The organism is Streptomyces venezuelae ATCC 10712, assembly GCF_008639165.1.
GTDB classification, from domain to species: Bacteria; Actinomycetota; Actinomycetes; order Streptomycetales; family Streptomycetaceae; genus Streptomyces; species Streptomyces venezuelae.
Genome location: NZ_CP029197.1, coordinates 3,332,835 through 3,348,370 on the forward strand (window position 1 = coordinate 3,332,835; position 15,536 = coordinate 3,348,370).

The 15,536-nt window shown below is 73.6% G+C and carries 11 protein-coding genes; 5 read left to right on the forward strand and 6 right to left on the reverse strand.

What is annotated here, in order from left to right:
* Window positions 1-171: 171 nt before the first annotated feature.
* Entirely contained in the window at window positions 172-1,593 is a 1,422-nt protein-coding gene (locus DEJ43_RS15155; RefSeq protein WP_015034246.1) for an MFS transporter, read from the reverse strand.
* Between the two features lie 137 nt (window positions 1,594-1,730).
* A complete protein-coding gene (gene nirB, locus DEJ43_RS15160; protein ID WP_015034247.1) occupies window positions 1,731-4,511 on the reverse strand; it encodes a nitrite reductase large subunit NirB in 2,781 nt (926 codons plus the stop codon).
* A 382-nt stretch (window positions 4,512-4,893) separates the two neighbouring features.
* Between nirB and DEJ43_RS37470 the strand changes: the two genes are divergently transcribed.
* From DEJ43_RS37470 to DEJ43_RS15180, 4 genes are all read left to right on the forward strand, one after another.
* Window positions 4,894-5,661: a sirohydrochlorin chelatase gene (locus DEJ43_RS37470; RefSeq protein WP_071891347.1), complete on the forward strand. Its 768-nt coding sequence runs from the start codon at window positions 4,894-4,896 to the stop codon at window positions 5,659-5,661.
* Window positions 5,662-5,743: 82 nt separating this feature from the next.
* On the forward strand, window positions 5,744-6,949 hold the full coding sequence (locus tag DEJ43_RS15170) for a low temperature requirement protein A (RefSeq protein WP_015034249.1): 1,206 nt from the start codon (window positions 5,744-5,746) through the stop codon (window positions 6,947-6,949).
* 105 nt (window positions 6,950-7,054) lie between these two features.
* Window positions 7,055-8,146 (forward strand): P1 family peptidase, encoded by a 1,092-nt coding sequence (locus DEJ43_RS15175; protein WP_015034250.1) that lies wholly within the window; start codon window positions 7,055-7,057, stop codon window positions 8,144-8,146.
* Between the two features lie 83 nt (window positions 8,147-8,229).
* Entirely contained in the window at window positions 8,230-9,078 is an 849-nt protein-coding gene (locus DEJ43_RS15180) for a DUF6227 family protein (protein ID WP_015034251.1), read from the forward strand.
* 10 nt (window positions 9,079-9,088) lie between these two features.
* Here the strand turns inward: DEJ43_RS15180 and DEJ43_RS15185 are convergent, their stop codons facing one another.
* On the reverse strand, window positions 9,089-10,195 hold the full coding sequence (locus tag DEJ43_RS15185) for a glycosyltransferase (protein WP_233447955.1): 1,107 nt from the start codon (window positions 10,193-10,195) through the stop codon (window positions 9,089-9,091).
* Window positions 10,196-10,475: 280 nt separating this feature from the next.
* On the opposite strand from DEJ43_RS15185, the gene DEJ43_RS38540 reads away from it, so the two are divergent.
* Window positions 10,476-11,651: a flagellar hook-length control protein FliK gene (locus DEJ43_RS38540; RefSeq protein ID WP_015034253.1), complete on the forward strand. Its 1,176-nt coding sequence runs from the start codon at window positions 10,476-10,478 to the stop codon at window positions 11,649-11,651.
* Between the two features lie 106 nt (window positions 11,652-11,757).
* On the opposite strand, the gene DEJ43_RS15195 is transcribed toward DEJ43_RS38540, so the two are convergent.
* The 3 genes from DEJ43_RS15195 to DEJ43_RS15205 are packed head-to-tail and all read right to left on the reverse strand — an operon-like array spanning window position 11,758 to window position 15,475.
* Entirely contained in the window at window positions 11,758-13,767 is a 2,010-nt protein-coding gene (locus DEJ43_RS15195) for a PTS fructose transporter subunit IIABC (protein ID WP_015034254.1), read from the reverse strand.
* Window positions 13,764-14,717 carry a 1-phosphofructokinase gene (pfkB, locus tag DEJ43_RS15200; protein WP_015034255.1) on the reverse strand — a complete coding sequence of 318 codons (954 nt, stop codon included), beginning with the start codon at window positions 14,715-14,717 and terminating at the stop codon, window positions 13,764-13,766. The genes DEJ43_RS15195 and pfkB overlap by 4 nt, the downstream gene beginning before the upstream one ends.
* A complete protein-coding gene (locus DEJ43_RS15205) occupies window positions 14,714-15,475 on the reverse strand; it encodes a DeoR/GlpR family DNA-binding transcription regulator (protein ID WP_015034256.1) in 762 nt (253 codons plus the stop codon). The genes pfkB and DEJ43_RS15205 overlap by 4 nt, the downstream gene beginning before the upstream one ends.
* Window positions 15,476-15,536: the final 61 nt, after the last annotated feature.

The following is a 15,536-nucleotide window of genomic DNA, read 5'->3' on the forward strand; positions in this document are numbered from 1 at the left end:
GCCTTCTTCGAATCATTCGATCGCGTCGTTGCTTACCTCCATTGCACTCCTTTTGATCGATCATTTCGGTCGGCAATGGTCACCTCCGGACGGCCTTAGGTCCCGTTCCGGATATGCGAAAGGCCCCGCTCGCGCGGGGCCCTTCTGCGGGCTTGGGTCGACGGTTCCGGTCTAGCTGGGGGCCTCGGCGTTCCTGCGGGCATAGAACCACCAGGTCACGACCATGCAGCTGACGTAGAAGGCGACGAAGCCCCACATCGCGCTGGTCACGGCCACCGAGCCGAAGAGGGCCGGGATGAAGAAGAAGCCGTAGGCCGCGATGGCCGAGGTGAACCCGGTGACGGCGCCGGACTCCATCTCCGCCTGCTTCAGCGCCCGTGCGTACTCCGGGGTGCCTTCCTCGAGGCCCTTGAGGTGGGTGCCGCGGAAGATGACCGGGATCTGGCGGAAGGTCGAGCCGTTGCCGATGCCGGAGAAGAAGAACGCGGCGAGGAAGCAGAAGAAGAAGCCGTAGAACGAGCCGGCGTCACTGCCCGAGGGCAGGAAGGTGATCACGCCGACGATCGAGGCCGCCATGCCCACGAAGGACAGGATGGTGACCCGGGCGCCGCCCCACTTGTCGGCGATCCAGCCGCCGCCCCAGCGGGCGAGCGCGCCCACGGCCGGGCCCATCCAGGCGTAGGTGGCGACCGAGTAGTCCGGGAAGGTGGTCTTGATCAGCATCGGCAGGGCGGCGGCGAAGCCGATGAAGGAGCCGAAGGTGCCGACGTACAGCCAGGTCATCAGCCAGTTGTGCTTGCGCTTGAAGATGATCTTCTGCTGCTTGAACGGGGTGGAGGCGACCTTCAGGTCGTTCTGGCCGAACCAGGCGACGGCCGCCAGGACCAGCAGGACCGGGACCCAGAGGAAGGCGGCGTTCTGGAGGTACACGGGGGTGCCGTCGGCCTTGTGCTGGGCGGAGCCGATCGCGATGGTCGACCAGGTGATGACGATCGGGGTCAGCAGCTGGACCACGGAGACGCCGAGGTTCCCCAGACCGCCGTTGATGCCGGTCGCGCTGCCCTTCCTCGCCTTGGGGAAGAAGAAGCCGATGTTGGCGAGGGAGGAGGCGAAGTTCGCGCCGCCGATGCCGCACAGCGCGGCGATGGCGACCATCACGGCGTACGGGGTCGTCGGGTCCTGGATCGCGACGCCCAGCCAGATCAGCGGGACGATCAGCACCACCGTCGACAGGGCCGTGAAGCGGCGCTGGCCGACCATCGGGCCGAGGAAGGTGTAGAAGATCCGGGCCGTGCCACCGGTCAGACCGGGAATCGCCGTCAGCCAGAACAGCTGGGAGGTCGAGAAGCCGAAGCCGACGTCCTTCAGATTGGTCGCGGTGACCGACCACACCTGCCAGACGACGAACGCCACGAGCAGCGCCGGAACGGCGATCCACAGGTTCCGGTGGGCGACCTTCCTGCCGATCGACTTCCAGAAGAGCTCGTTCTCGGGCTCCCAGTCGGTGATCGGCCTGCCGGGGCGGTACTGCTCCGTGTCGTACGAGGCGGAGGGTCCGCCCGTCCTTCTGTCTTCCTGGACTACGGAACTCATGGCGCTTCCCTGACTTCCCTGACGTTCGAGGCTTGGCTTGCCCTTCCAGGCTGCGCCGCGACGCGGGGGCCGCGTGAGTGCCGATGGTCGCCGGGTGCGCGGGCCTAGGTCGGGCCGCCGGGCGGGCCTAGGTCCCCTCAGGGGCGGGCCGTAGGGACCGGCAGGACCGGAAGGGCGACGTCCGGGTCGTCAAGGCACGCGCCGGTCCGCAGGTCGAACTCCTGCTTGTGCAGCGGGGACGCCACCACCGGCACGCCGTCCCGGCGGCCCATGATGCCGTTCGCCATCACGTCGGCGCCCGAGAACGGGTCCCGGTTGCCCACCGCGTACACCTCGCCGTCCCCGTCCCGGAACAGCGCCGCCTCCGTCCCGTCCGCGAGGACCGCCGCCCGGCCCCGGCCCGGCTCCAGGAACTCCACCCCGGCCACGTGCGGCTCGAAGCGGGCCAGCGCCACCGGGTCGTCGAGGACGGCCCGCCACTCGTCGCGGTACGCGGCCACGTGCCGCTCCAGCTGCTCCTCCAGCTCCGCGCAGATCCCCAGCGAGTCCTCGATCAGGACCTCCCGCAGCCGCGCGGTGCCGCCGCCGAGCCGCTCCAGCCATGCCGAGGTCCGCTCCAGGCGCTCCCCGGTCCGTACGTAGTACATGAGGAACCGGTCGATCAGCGCGAACAGCTCGGCGGCCGACAGGTCGGAGGCGAGCAGCTCGGCGTGCCGGGGGTCGGTGCCGCCGTTGCCGCAGACGTACAGGTTCCAGCCGCCGGCGGTGGCGATGACGCCGATGTCCTTGCCGCGGGCCTCGGCGCACTCGCGCAGACAGCCCGAGACGCCGCCCTTGATCTTGTGCGGGGCGCGCAGACCGCGGTAGCGGAGCTCCAGGTCGATCGCGAGCTGCACCGAATCGCCCTGCCCGAAGCGGCAGAACCGGGACCCGACGCAGGACTTGACCGTGCGCAGGGACTTCCCGTACGCCTGGCCCGATTCGAATCCGGCGGCGATCAGCTTCCGCCAGACGACGGGGAGTTCCTCCTTCCGCGCGCCGAACAGATCGATCCGCTGACCGCCGGTGATCTTGCTGTAGAGGCCGTGGTCGCGGGCCACCTCACCGAGGGCGATCAGCTGCTCGGCGGTGATCTCGCCGCCGGGGACGCGCGGCACGACCGAGTAGGTGCCGTCCTTCTGGAGGTTGGCGAGGAAGAGGTCGTTGGAGTCCTGGAGCGCGGCCTGCTCTCCGTCCAGGACGTGGCGGAGACCGAGCTCGGGGGCGAGGGTGCCGAGGACGTTGGCGACGACGGGCTTGCAGACGGTACAGCCAGAGCCCGCGCCGCCGCTCCCGCCCGCGCCCGCGGAGCCGTACCGTTCCAGCAACTCGGTGAAGGACCGGATGTGTTCGGTGCGGATCAGCTCGTAGACCTCCGGGCGGCCGAGCTCGGGGAAGTGCTCGCACAGGCCACGCGCCCGCTCCACGCCCGCCGCGTCGAGGACGGCCTGGAGGGTGTTCACACAACCGCCGCAGCCCGTGCCCGCCTTGGTGCGGCGCTTGATCCCGCCGATGTCGGTCAGGCCGTGCTCGGCGACCGCCCCGGCCACCGCGCCCTTGGTCACGTTGTGGCAGGAGCAGACGACGGCGTCGTCGGGGAGCGCGTCCGCGCCGGGCGGCGCGGCCCCGGCGGCCGAGGCCGGGAGGAGGAACGCCTCGGGCGGCGCGGGCAGTCGACGGCCCGCGTGCGGCTTCAGGGAGCCGTACGCCTCCGCGTCACCGACCAGGATGCCGCCGAGGAGCTGCCCCTCGGGGCCCAGCAGCAGCTTCTTGTAGACGCCCTCACGGCCGTCCGAGAAGACGATCTCGGTGGCCTGCGCCCCCGCCGCGAAAGGATCGCCGAACGACGCCACGTCCGCCCCCAGCAGCTTCAGCTTGGTCGACGTGTCGGCGCCGGTGAAGACCGTCGCCCCGGAGCCCGCGAGCTGGTCGGCGACCGCCTCCGCCATCTGGTAACCGGGCGCCACCAGGCCGTACACCCGCCCGTCGGAGGTCTGCGCGCACTCCCCGATCGCGTACACGTACGGGTCGGTCGTCCGGCAGCGCTCGTCCACCACCACTCCCCCGCGGTCGCCGACCGCGAACCCCGCCTCGCGGGCGAGCCGGTCGCGCGGCCGCACCCCGGCGGAGAAGACGACGACGTCGGCGGGGAGCCGCTCACCGTTCGACAGCCGCAGCCGGCGGGCCTTCCCGTCGGCGTCCGTCTCGACCTCGGCGGCACCGACCCCGGTGTGCACCGCCACGCCCATCGACTCGATGGTCGCGCGCAGGGCCGCCGCGCCGCCGTCGTCGACCTGGAGCGGCATCAGCCGGGGCGCGAACTCGACGACGTGCGTGGCGAGTCCGAGGGTGCGGAGCGCACCGGCGGCCTCGAGGCCGAGCAGCCCGCCGCCGATGACGACCCCGGTCCCGGCCCGCTCGGCGTACCGGGTGAGGGCGTCGACGTCGTACAGCGTGCGGTACGTGAAGCAGCCGGGCGCGTCGGCGCCGGGGATCGGCGGCACGAAGGGGTACGAGCCGGTGGCCAGGACCAGCGCGTCGTACGCGACGACCCGGCCGGAGGTGGTGGTGACGGTGCGGGCGGCCGGGTCGATGCGCTCGGCCGGGTCGCCGAGCCGCAGGTCGATCCCGTGCCCGGCGAGGAACTCGGGCGTGGAAAGACCCAGTTGGTCGGGTCCGGTGCCGGTGAAGACGGACGAGAGGTGCACCCGGTCGTAGGCGGGCACGTCCTCCTCGGCGAGCACCGTGACCCGCCAGCCGGGGCCGTCCGGCACCGCCGGATCGGCGAGCGCGCCGCGCTCGGCCAGCGCCTCCAGGAGCCGGTGGCCGACCATGCCGTGGCCGATGAGCACGAGGGTCTGCGTCCGGTGGGCGGCCATGGGGGTCTCCGTGGGGGGATCGGGTGTCGGGTCGGGTCTCGCGTGGGGGGTGTGTGTCACGTGGGTGTGGCGCGTCGGGCTGGTTCGCGGGTCTTGTTCGTTCGCGTACGAGGGGCGTACGGGCGTCTCCTCCGACCGTAGGGCGGCGGGGTGGGCGTGTCGGGGCCGTGAAGGGCCCGAGGATCCGGGACTTGCGACCCCCCGGCCGGGGCCGAACGGCGGCGCGGCGGGGCGACGGCGCGGGCTTAGCGTGAACGGGTGGGGCCGCGACGACGTACGACACCGTCGCGCGGCCCCCGGGCCGGGGGCGGTTGTGCGGCCGCCCCCGGGACGGTCGGGCGGCCGCACAAGACCGAGCGGGGCGGGTGGAGGTACGGATCTCATGCCACGGAGCCTGGTCCTCGCCGTGCACGGCAGCGCCGTGCCCGAGGCGGGCGCGGGCATCGCCCGGCTCGCCGACTCCGTCCGGCGGCTGACCGGCGCGCCCGTGGCCGTCGGCCACCTCGACCACCAGACGCCGTCCCTGGCGCACGTCCTCGCGGACCGGCCCGGCGCGGTCGTCGTCCCGCTGCTCCTCGGCGACGGCTACCACCGCACGGTCGACATCCCGGCCGTCGCCCGCCCCTTCGACTGTGCGGTCACCCCCGGGCTGAGCGGCGAACACGCGGTGGCGCTCGCCCTCCACGACCGGCTGCGGGCCGCCGAGCGCGCCGCGGGCGGCCCGGCGGACGCGGTGGTCGTCGCCGGGGCGGGTTCGTCACGGCCCGGCGGCAACGACGGCACCCTCAGGGCGGTCGAGCAGCTGGCCGTGCTCCTGCCCGTACCGGTGATCGCGGCGTACTGCTCGGCGAGCGCCCCGGGCCCGGCCGAGGCGGTCGCGCTGCTGCACGGACACGGCTTCCGCCGGGTCGCGGTCGCCACCCATCTGCTCGCCCCGGGCCGCTTCACGCGCGCGCTGGCCGCGGTGCCGGGCACCTGGGCGGTCGCGGAGCCGATCGGGGACCACGCGCGCGTGGCGGGGCTCGTGGCGACGCGGTACGCGGCGGCGGGCCGACCGGACCGCACGGCGAAGGCGGACGGCACGGCGGGGACGGACTCCACGGCGAAGGCGGACCCGAGCGGGTCGGTCGGAGGCCGGGCAGCCGCCTGAAGGGTCCCCCGGTGGCCCGGGGTCGTACCCCGCGCGCGTGGCTCGACAGCGGGAGGGCCGTCCGCTCTGATGTGCTGGGCCCATGACACAACCGTTCCTCCCCCTCACCGCGCGCTCCCGCGACGAATCGCACCGGGCCTCCACCCCGCTGGAGCTGTTCTTCGACCTCTGTTTCGTCGTCGCGGTCGCCCAGGCGGGCGCGGAGCTCGTCCACGCGGTCGCCGAGGGCCACGCGGGCGAGGGGGTCCTCAACTACGCGATGATCTTCTTCGCGATCTGGTGGGCGTGGATGAACTTCACCTGGTTCGCCTCGGCCTACGACAACGACGACGTCCCGTACCGCGTCGTCACCCTCGTCCAGATCGCCGGTGTCCTCATCCTCGCGGCGGGCGTCTCGCGGGCCTTCGAGGACCACGACTTCCTCGTCGTCTACCTCGGCTACGTGGTGATGCGGCTGGCGCTCGCCTCGCAGTGGCTGCGGGCCGCGCACCACGCCACCGACCCCCTCGAACGGGCGATGTGCCGACGGTACGCGGGCGGGGTCGTCGCCGTGCAGATCGGCTGGCTCTCGCTGGTCCTTGCGCCGGAGCCGGCCCGCCCGTGGGTCTTCCTCGTCATGGCGCTGGCCGAGATGTCCGTACCCCTGTTCGCGGAGAGGAACGCGCCCAGCACCTGGCACCCGCACCACATCGCCGAGCGGTACGGCCTGTTCACCATCATCGTGCTCGGCGAGACCGTCGCGGCCGCGACCGTGGCCGTGAAGACCGGCATCGCCGAGAACGACGCCCTCGGCGAGGTGCTGCCGATCGCCGCGGGCGGTCTGCTGCTCGTCTTCGCCGCCTGGTGGATCTACTTCGTCGTACCCGCGCACGACCGGCTGACCTCAAGCCGCGAGGCCTTCCGCTGGGGGTACGGCCACTACGTGATCTTCGCGGCGGCGGCGGCCGTCGGCGCGGGCCTGGAGATCGCCGTGGAGCAGGCCGTGGGCAAGGCCCACATCTCCACGCTCGCCGCCTCGTCGGCGGTGACGATCCCGTCGGCGGTGTTCCTGATGTCCGTGTGGCTCCTCCACGCCCGCTACTTCAAGGTCGGCCTCGCCCAGCAGCTCGTCCTGCCCGTGTCGTCCCTCGCGATCCTGCTCTGCACCTTCGCCGGACACTGGGCGGTCCTCGCGGCGGGCCTCGTCGCGGCGGCCACGGTCGCGGTCGGCGTGACCCTGACGGCCAGGAACCCGGCGACCCGACCGGGCCCTCCGGCCGCTACGGGCGCGGGTGCCTCGACCGGCTGAACGCCCTTGCCGTGCGCGACGATGCGGCCGTGCCCTTCCGCGCCCCCCGGGCGGAACGCACCTCGGCCCCCAGCGGTGCACCGGTCCGCGTGGTAGGCAGGGGACATGACACAGTCCGAGCTGCACGGGACGACGGCGGACGGGATCACCGATGTGCGCGGCCTCCGGGTGGGGCACGCGCGCGTGGCGGGTGACGGGGCCCTGAGCGGGACCACGGTGGTGCTCGCGCCGGCCGGTGGCGCCGTCGCCGCCGTGGACGTGCGGGGCGGCGGTCCGGGGACGCGGGAGACGGACGCGCTCGACCCCAGGAACGTCGTCCAGCGGATCGACGCGGTCGTCCTGACCGGCGGCAGCGCGTACGGCCTGGAGTCCGCCACCGGGGTGATGGCCTGGCTCGAGGAACGGCACCGCGGGGTGCGGGTGGGTCCCGACCCCGCGCATGTCGTGCCGGTCGTGCCCGCCGCCTGCGTCTTCGACCTGGGCCGGGGCGGTGACTTCAGGGCCCGGCCGGACGCGGCGACGGGCCGGGCCGCGGTGGCGGCGGCCGACGCGAGCGGGGACCACGCGCGCGTGGAGACCGGCGCGGTCGGCGCGGGCACCGGCGCGGTGGTCGGCGGCCTGCGCGGCGGGGTGGGCACGGCGAGCACGGTCCTGGAGTCGGGGATCACGGTCGGCGCGCTCGTGGTGGTCAACGCGGCCGGCTCGGCCGTCGACCCGGCCACGGGCGCCCTGTACGGGAGTTACCACGAGCCCGGCCGGCCCGCCTTCCCCGACCCGGTCGTGCACGAGGCGGCCGCGCGCCGCCTCGCCGAGGCGCGGGCGGCGGCCGGACCACCCCCGATGAACACGACGCTCGCCGTCGTCGCCACCAATGCCGTGCTGACCCGCGCGCAGGCCCAGAAGATCGCGGGCACGGCGCACGACGGCATCGCGCGCGCCCTGCGCCCGGTGCACCTGATGAACGACGGCGACACCGTCTTCACCCTCGCCACCGGGGAGCGCGAACTGCCGGAGGACCTCGGCCCGCTGGCCCTGAACGAGGTCCTGGCGGCCGGTGCGGACCTGGTGACCCGGGCGATCGTCCGGGCGGTGCTCGCGGCCCCCGGCGGGCAGCGCGGCCCGGGCGGCGACTTCCCCTCGTACGGAGAGCTCTACGGCGGATTCCACGGAGCGCAGTCGGAGCCGTACTCCCGGTAAGCTCAAGGGAGTTGACCGGGAACGGACGAAAAGGGACGGGAACTTCCCCCGGCCGCCCTTCGTTTTCCGGAACCCGAGACACGATGTCAGACCCAGGGACTACGTTAAGCAAGCACCGAGTGACATGCGGCGACGGCCTGGAGACCCTCTTGAACGATCCGCAGGATCCTCACGATCCGCACGAGACGACCGAGACGCACGTTGAGCGGCTCCTCGGCCGGGCCCTCAACTCCTTCGACCTTCCCGACTCGACCGTCGAGCGCCTCGGCACGGCGCTCGCCCACTCCAGCGCGCTGCACTCCTCGCACCACAGCGCGACGCTCCGCCGCTCCACCTACCGCCACACCTACCTGCTGAGCGACGGCTCCGCGCTCAGCCTCTGGGAGCTCACGCACAACGCCGGCCGCGACGGCGCCGAGCAGCACGAGCTGTACGCCGAGGAGTCGGAGGCCCGGCTCGCCGCCTCCCGGCTCCCGGCCGGACCGCTGCCGGGCTGGAGCGCCGAGCGCTCCGGCGGCCGCGCCCTCGACGAGGACGAGGACGACGAGCTGGCGCTGCTCAGCGCCCTGCTCGCCCGCCCCATACCCGCCCAGCCCCGGATGTACGTGCCGGACAACTCCGCCGACCACGCCCGCCGCGTCCTGCGGCGCGCGGAGAACGCGGACCGGCCGGGCGAGCGGACGGCCCGCCGGCTCCGGCTCGCCTTCGCCCACCACATCACCCAGGCCTTCGGCCGCCACTGCCCGGTGGAGGGTGGCCGGGACGCCGGATTCACCCTCTACGAGCACCAGTTCCTGCTGCTCGACGGCAGCGAGGTCAGCCTCTGGGAGGTCGAGCACACGGCGACGCCGGACGGCCGCCACATGTGCGAGGTGTACGAGGACGAGCGCGCCGCCCGCCGGGCGATGGAGACCCGCTCCCGGGTCCGCTGAGCGCCCGGGCTCAGACCTGCGCGGGGACCGCCACCGCCGCCGCCGTTTCCGTCTCCGCGAGGCGGTCGGCGGCGAAGGCCCGGTTGACGCGGGTCTGTTCGCGGTACGTCTCCGGCAGGTCCGGCAGGGCGAGGAGCCGGTCGCAGGCCGCCAGGGACGCCGCGTGGTCACCGACCCAGTAGGCGGTGATCGAGTACTCGAAGAGCAGCCCCCAGCGGTACACCCACGGCTGCAGGAACAGCAGGTCGTCGGGCTGCTCCCGGTCGAGGACGGAGGAGACCACGGCGTGCGCCGCCCGGTAGCGGCGCATCTTCCGCAGCCGCGCCGTCAGCTCGTAGCAGGCCTCAAGGCGCTCCGGCCGGGCCTCCCAGGCCCGGGACAGCGCGTCCATGGCGGCCGGCCAGTCGCCAGAGTCGGCGCGCAGGACCCCGGACTGGAGCAGGGCGTAGTAGACCTCCTCGCCCCAGCCGCCCATGGCCGCCCGGCGCTCGTAGAGCGCGGCGGCCTCCTCGGCGCGGCCGAGGTCGCGCAGGGTCTGGGCCAGGTAGAAGACCGTGCGCGGGTTCGACGGGTCGCGGTCCAGTTCGGCGCCGAGGAGGCGGGCGTCCCGCTCGAACTTGTCGTGGCGTGAGCCGCCGTCGGCGTAGTCCTCGACGACGAGGGCGTCGAGGTTCTCCTGGCCGTGGTCCCGGTCGGCCGTCAGATACTCGTGCGTGACGCCCTCGTACCGCCAGGGCATGCCGCCTCTGACCAGGCGTTTGATCCGGTACTCCAGGGCTCCCTCGTGCCGGATCATGTACGAGTCGGCGGTGAGCGCGGGCAGCGGCCCCTCCTGCCGGAGGACGTGGTCGGCGTCGAGGAGCAGCAGATAGTCGGCCCGGTCGCGGGCGTGCGCGATGTTCAGGCTGCGGTTGTGGCCGAAGTTCACCCAGGGCTCCTCGCGCAGCTCGCCCGGGATGCCGGCGAGCGCGGACCTGATCAGCTCCTGGGTCCCGTCGGTGGACCCGGTGTCGGAGATGACCCAGGTGTCCACGAGATCCCGGACGGAGGACAGGCAGCGCTCGATGACCGCGCCCTCGTTCTTGACGATCATGCACAGGCAGATGGACGGCTTCACGGCAACACCACCTCCGGCGGTTCGGTCGGGGGGCGACGGTACGCAGCGCCCGGTGGGGAGGCGGCGGCGGCACGCCGGAGGCCGCCGCAGGTTCCCCGCCGCGTACACAGCCATTGGACTGGCAGGACTACGCCATGGCGGCTCTTCACGACCTCGAACCGTCAAGTCCGCGCCGCCGCGATCCGATGATCCGATCGGAAGCTCATCATCTTCCGTCCTCGTCTCACCCCCACATCGTGGCGCCGGCGTCCGAAAGCCGGCGGAGGAAAGGAGCATGTGCATGCGTCCTGATCCCAGGACTCGGTCCACGTCATCGCTCGGCCCGCTGCCCCGGCGGCGCGCCTGGGTCGGCGGCGGTGCGCTGGCCTCGGTCGCACTCGTCCTCACCGGCCTCGCCCCCTCGGCCTCGGCCCTGGCGGGCGGCCCGACGGCGGGCGCCCCGGCGGGCAGCACCACCGCCGTACCGACCACCGGTTGCAAGCCCAGGTCCACGCAGCAGCACGACGAAGAAGGCCGGCCGATGACCACCGCGCTCCAGGAGTTCCTGGACGAGGAGGTCGGACGTCTCGTCGAGGGCACGCAGGTCCGCACGGGCGGCCCGGACCACCCGGAGGGCGGGTGCAAGGGCCCGACGGGCCCCACGGGCCCGAAGGGACCGCCCGGCCCGAAGGGCCCGAAGGGTGACACCGGCCCGAAGGGCCCCACGGGCCCCACGGGACCCACGGGACCGAAGGGCAACACGGGCGCGACGGGTGCGACCGGGGCCACGGGTGCGACGGGTGCCACGGGAGCGACCGGGGCCACCGGGGCCACGGGTGCGACGGGTGCCACGGGCGCGACCGGCGCCGACGGAGCCACCGGCGCGACCGGGGCCACCGGCCCGACCGGTCCGACGGGAGCCACCGGAGCCGACGGAGCGACGGGTGCCACGGGTGCGACCGGCGCCACCGGCGACACGGGCCCGACCGGGCCCACGGGACCCACCGGTGCCACAGGCGCCACCGGAGCCACGGGAGCCACCGGTGCGACCGGAGCCACGGGCGCCACCGGTCCGACCGGGCCCTGTATCGACATCGACACCTACAGCCCGTCCAACACCGAGGACTTCCAGGCCGCGCTGTACAACGGCAAGGCGTTCGTCGGCAAGGCGGACGACCCGGGCGGGACGATCGTCTGGCAGGACCTCACCAACCCGACGACCGTCGGCACGGACCCGGCCAACCCCTCGTACCCGGCCAACGCCTGCGGCATCGCCATCGAGGCCCAGGGCAACGACGCCTACGTGAAGGTGATCACGACCACCGGGACCGTGTGGCAGACGCACGGGAACATCATGGGCGGCACGTTCGTCTGGGACGAGGCCTGGGTGCAGCAGACGACCCCGACCCCGGTCGTGATGCGCTCGGTGCCGTTCAAGGGCGACCTGAAGCACGGAGGTGCCGTCAACCGCTCATGAGGCCATGGGCCATGAGGCCATGACCGCATGAGACGAGGGGCGGTGCGCTCGCCGATTCCGCACCGCCCCTCGGGCCCCTCCTGTCCAGGGGCCGGCCATGGGGTCGTCAGGCCGCCACGGTCACCTGGGGATCGACGACGGCCGGCACGGCCCCGTCGCCCTCGGGCGCCGTCTTCCGCAGGCCCTTCAGGAGGATGACGAGCCCGGCGCTGACGACCGTGCCCGCGACGATCGCGAGCAGGTAGAGCAGCGGGTTGCCGATCAGCGGCAGGACGAAGAGGCCTCCGTGCGGGGCCCGCAGGGTGCACTCGAAGGCCATCGACAGGGCGCCGGTGACCGCGCCGCCCGCCATCGTCGCGGGGATGACCCGCAGCGGGTCGGCCGCGGCGAACGGGATCGCGCCCTCGGAGATGAACGAGGCCCCGAGGACCCAGGCCGCCTTGCCGTTCTCCCGCTCGGTCCTGGTGAAGAGCCGGCCGCGGACGGCGGTGGCGAGGGCCATCGCGAGCGGCGGCACCATGCCCGCGGCCATCACGGCGGCCATGACCTTGAGGGAACCCTCGTTGGGGTTGGCGAGGCCGCCCACCGCGAAGGCGTACGCGACCTTGTTGACGGGACCGCCGAGGTCGAAGCACATCATCAGGCCGAGGATGACGCCGAGGATGACCGCGTTGGCGCCGGAGAGCCCGGACAGCCAGTCGGTGAGCGCCTTCTGGAGCGAGGCGATGGGCTTGCCGACGACGAGGAACATCAGGAAGCCGACGACGATCGAGGACAACAGCGGGATCACGACCACCGGCATGATGCCCCTGAGGACGGTGGGGATCCTCACCCGCTGGATGGCGAGGACGGTGCCGCCCGCGAGCAGACCCGCGACGAGGCCGCCGAGGAAGCCGGCGTTGACGGTGAGGGCGATCGCGCCGCCGACGAAGCCGGGGACGAGACCGGGACGGTCGGCCATCCCGTACGAGATGTAGCCGGCGAGGACCGGTACGAGGAAGCTGAACGCGAGCCCGCCGATCTGGAACATCAGGGCGGCCCAGCTGTCGGCCTGGCCCCAGGCGAAGTGCTCGGTGACGGAGGGGGCCTTGTCGATGTTCCAGCCGCCGATGGCGAAGCCGAGGGCGATCAGGAGGCCGCCGGCGGCGACGAACGGGACCATGTAACTCACGCCGGACATGAGCCACTTGCGGAGCTTGGTGCCGTATCCCTCGCCGGGCTCGCCCGCCTTGTCGACGGGGCTCGCGGCGGTGGCGGGGGCGGAGACCTCGCCGCGTGCGGCCTTCTCGCGTACTTCGGCGATCAGTTCGGCGGGCCGGTTGATGCCGGCCTTGACGCCGACGTCGACGGTCGCCTTCCCGGCGAACCGTTCCTTCTCGCGTACCGGCACGTCGTGCGCGAAGATCACGCCGTCGGCGGCCGCGACGACGGCCGGGTCGAGCCGGGTGAACCCGGCGGAGCCCTGCGTCTCGACGGACACCTCGACACCGGCGGCGTGACCGGCCTTCTCCAGGGACTCGGCGGCCATGTAGGTGTGGGCGATGCCGGTCGGGCAGGAGGTGACGGCGACGATCCGGAAGGGGACGGCACCTGTGGCCTCCGCGCCGGCCGCGACTCCCTCCGGCGCCTCCCCGGACTCTTCCTCGGCTTCTTCCTCGGCCGGAGGTTCCTCCGCCTCCTCCCCCGCGATCAGCGCCGCCGCCTCCTCGGGCGTCGCCACCGACCGCAGCGCCCCCGTGAACTCCTCGTTCATCAGCTGGCGGGCCAGGGAGGACAGGATCGTCAGATGCGCGTCGTCCGCGCCCGCCGGGGCGGCGATCAGGAAGATCAGGTCCGCGGGGCCGTCGGGGGCGCCGAAGTCGACCCCGGCCGCCGAGCGGCCGAAGGCGAGGGTCGGCTCGGTGACATGGGCGCTGCGGCAGTGCGGGATGCCGATGCCGCCGTCCAGGCCGGTCGGCATCTGGGCCTCGCGGGCGGCGACGTCGGCGAGGAAGCCGTCGAGGTCGGTGACCCGGCCCCGGGCGACCATCCGCTCCGCGAGCGAACGGGCCGCCGCTTCCTTGGTGTCCGCGGCCAGGTCGAGATCGACCAGGTCCGCGGTGATCATCCTGCTCATCGCGGGCTCCCTTGCTCGCTGAGGGTGAGGTCCAGGGGGACGTCGTCGGTCACCGTGACCGCCGACGGGTTCAGGTCGCCCGGGGTGGGCATTTCGCTGCCGGGCAGCTGGACGGCGGCCGCTCCGTGGGCGACGGCGGCCGCGAGGGCCCCGGGGCCTTCGCCGCCCGCCGCGAGGAAGCCCGCGAGGGAGGCGTCCCCGGCTCCGACGTCGGAGCGGACGGCGGCGACGGCCGCGCGGCCGAACCAGACCCCGGCCGCCGAGACGAGCAGCTGTCCGTCGGCGCCCAGGCTGGCGAGGACCGCGCCCGCGCCGAGCCCGCGCAGTTCCTCCGCCGCCCCGACCGCGTCGCCGATCGTGCGGAGCGGGCGGCCGACGGCCTCGGCGAGTTCGTCGGCGTTCGGCTTGACGACGTCCGGCCGGGCGGCGAGCGCGGCGAGGAGGGACGGTCCCGAGGTGTCGAGCGCGATCCGGGCCCCGGCGCCGTGGGCGCGGGTGACGAGCCGGGCGTACCACTCGGGTGTGAGGCCGCGCGGGAGGCTGCCGCAGCAGGCGATCCAGTCGGCGGCCGGCGAGTGGGCGCCGACGGTGGCGAGGATCGTCTCCGCCTCTTCCTCGGTCAGCTCCGGGCCGGGCGCGTTGACCTTGGTCAGTGTCCCGTCGGGCTCCGCGAGCGCGATGTTGGAGCGGGTGTGCCCGGCGACCGGGACGGGGGCGACCTCGATGCCCTGTCCGGCGAGCAGCTGGGCGACGAGCGCGCCGGGTGCTCCGCCGAGCGGCACGACGGCGACGGTGCGGTGTCCGGCGGCGGCGACGGCCCGGGAGACGTTGACGCCCTTGCCGCCGGGGTCGACGCGTTCGGCGCGGGCCCGCAGCACCTCGCCGCGCTCCAGGGCGGGGACCTCGTACGTCCGGTCGAGGGAGGGGTTGGGGGTGACGGTGAGGATCATGCGCGGACGACTTCCGTTCCCGCCGCCTCGATGGCGGCGGCGTCCTCGGTGCCGAGGCCGCTGTCGGTGACGATCAGGTCGATGTCGGTCAGGTCGCCGAAGCGGGCGAAGTGCTCCTGGCCGTGCTTGGCCGAGTCGGCGAGGAGCACGACGCGGCGGGCGGAGGCGATCACGGCCCGCTTGACGGCGGCCTCCGCGAGGTCGGGGGTGGTGAGTCCGTACGCGGGCGAGAAGCCGTTGGCGCCGAGGAAGGCGACGTCGGCGCGGATCTCGCCGTAGGCCCGGAGCGCCCAGGCGTCGACGGCGGCGCGGGTGCGGTGCCGCACCCGCCCGCCGACGAGGTGGAGGTCGATGCCGGGGTGGTCGGCGAGCCGGGCGGCGACCGGGAGGGCGTGGGTGACGACGGTCAGCGCGCGGTCGAGGGGGAATTCGGCGGCGAGCCGGGCGACGGTCGATCCGGCGTCGAGGACGACGCTGCCCTCCTCGGGCAGTTCGGCGAGGGCGGCCCGGACGATCCGGTCCTTCTCGTCGGCGGCGGTGGACTCGCGCTCGGCGAGGTCGGGCTCGAAGTCGAGCCGTCCGGCGGGGATGGCGCCGCCGTGCACCCTGCGGACGAGCCCGGCCCGGTCGAGGGCCTTGAGGTCCCGCCGTACGGTCTCGGCGGTGACCTGGAACTCCTCGGCGAGGGAGAGGACGTCGACGCGTCCGCTCTCGCGGGCGAGCCGCAGGATCTGTTGCTGACGCTCCGGTGCGTACATGAGGGGTTACGTCCGTTCGATGCCCGAACCTGTTGTTTCACGGTCAGAGTACGCCGGGACC

What these genes read in the sequence shown, in the direction of transcription:
- DEJ43_RS38540 (WP_015034253.1), top strand. Translation starts at nt 10,476, where the DNA reads ATGCGTCCTGATCCCAGGACTCGGTCCACGTCATCGCTCGGCCCGCTG.
- nirB (WP_015034247.1), bottom strand. Translation starts at nt 4,511, where the DNA reads ATGGCCGCCCACCGGACGCAGACCCTCGTGCTCATCGGCCACGGCATG.
- pfkB (WP_015034255.1), bottom strand. Translation starts at nt 14,717, where the DNA reads ATGATCCTCACCGTCACCCCCAACCCCTCCCTCGACCGGACGTACGAG.
- DEJ43_RS15175 (WP_015034250.1), top strand. Translation starts at nt 7,055, where the DNA reads ATGACACAGTCCGAGCTGCACGGGACGACGGCGGACGGGATCACCGAT.
- DEJ43_RS15195 (WP_015034254.1), bottom strand. Translation starts at nt 13,767, where the DNA reads ATGAGCAGGATGATCACCGCGGACCTGGTCGATCTCGACCTGGCCGCG.
- DEJ43_RS15180 (WP_015034251.1), top strand. Translation starts at nt 8,230, where the DNA reads ATGTCAGACCCAGGGACTACGTTAAGCAAGCACCGAGTGACATGCGGC.
- DEJ43_RS15170 (WP_015034249.1), top strand. Translation starts at nt 5,744, where the DNA reads ATGACACAACCGTTCCTCCCCCTCACCGCGCGCTCCCGCGACGAATCG.
- DEJ43_RS37470 (WP_071891347.1), top strand. Translation starts at nt 4,894, where the DNA reads ATGCCACGGAGCCTGGTCCTCGCCGTGCACGGCAGCGCCGTGCCCGAG.
- DEJ43_RS15155 (WP_015034246.1), bottom strand. Translation starts at nt 1,593, where the DNA reads ATGAGTTCCGTAGTCCAGGAAGACAGAAGGACGGGCGGACCCTCCGCC.
- DEJ43_RS15205 (WP_015034256.1), bottom strand. Translation starts at nt 15,475, where the DNA reads ATGTACGCACCGGAGCGTCAGCAACAGATCCTGCGGCTCGCCCGCGAG.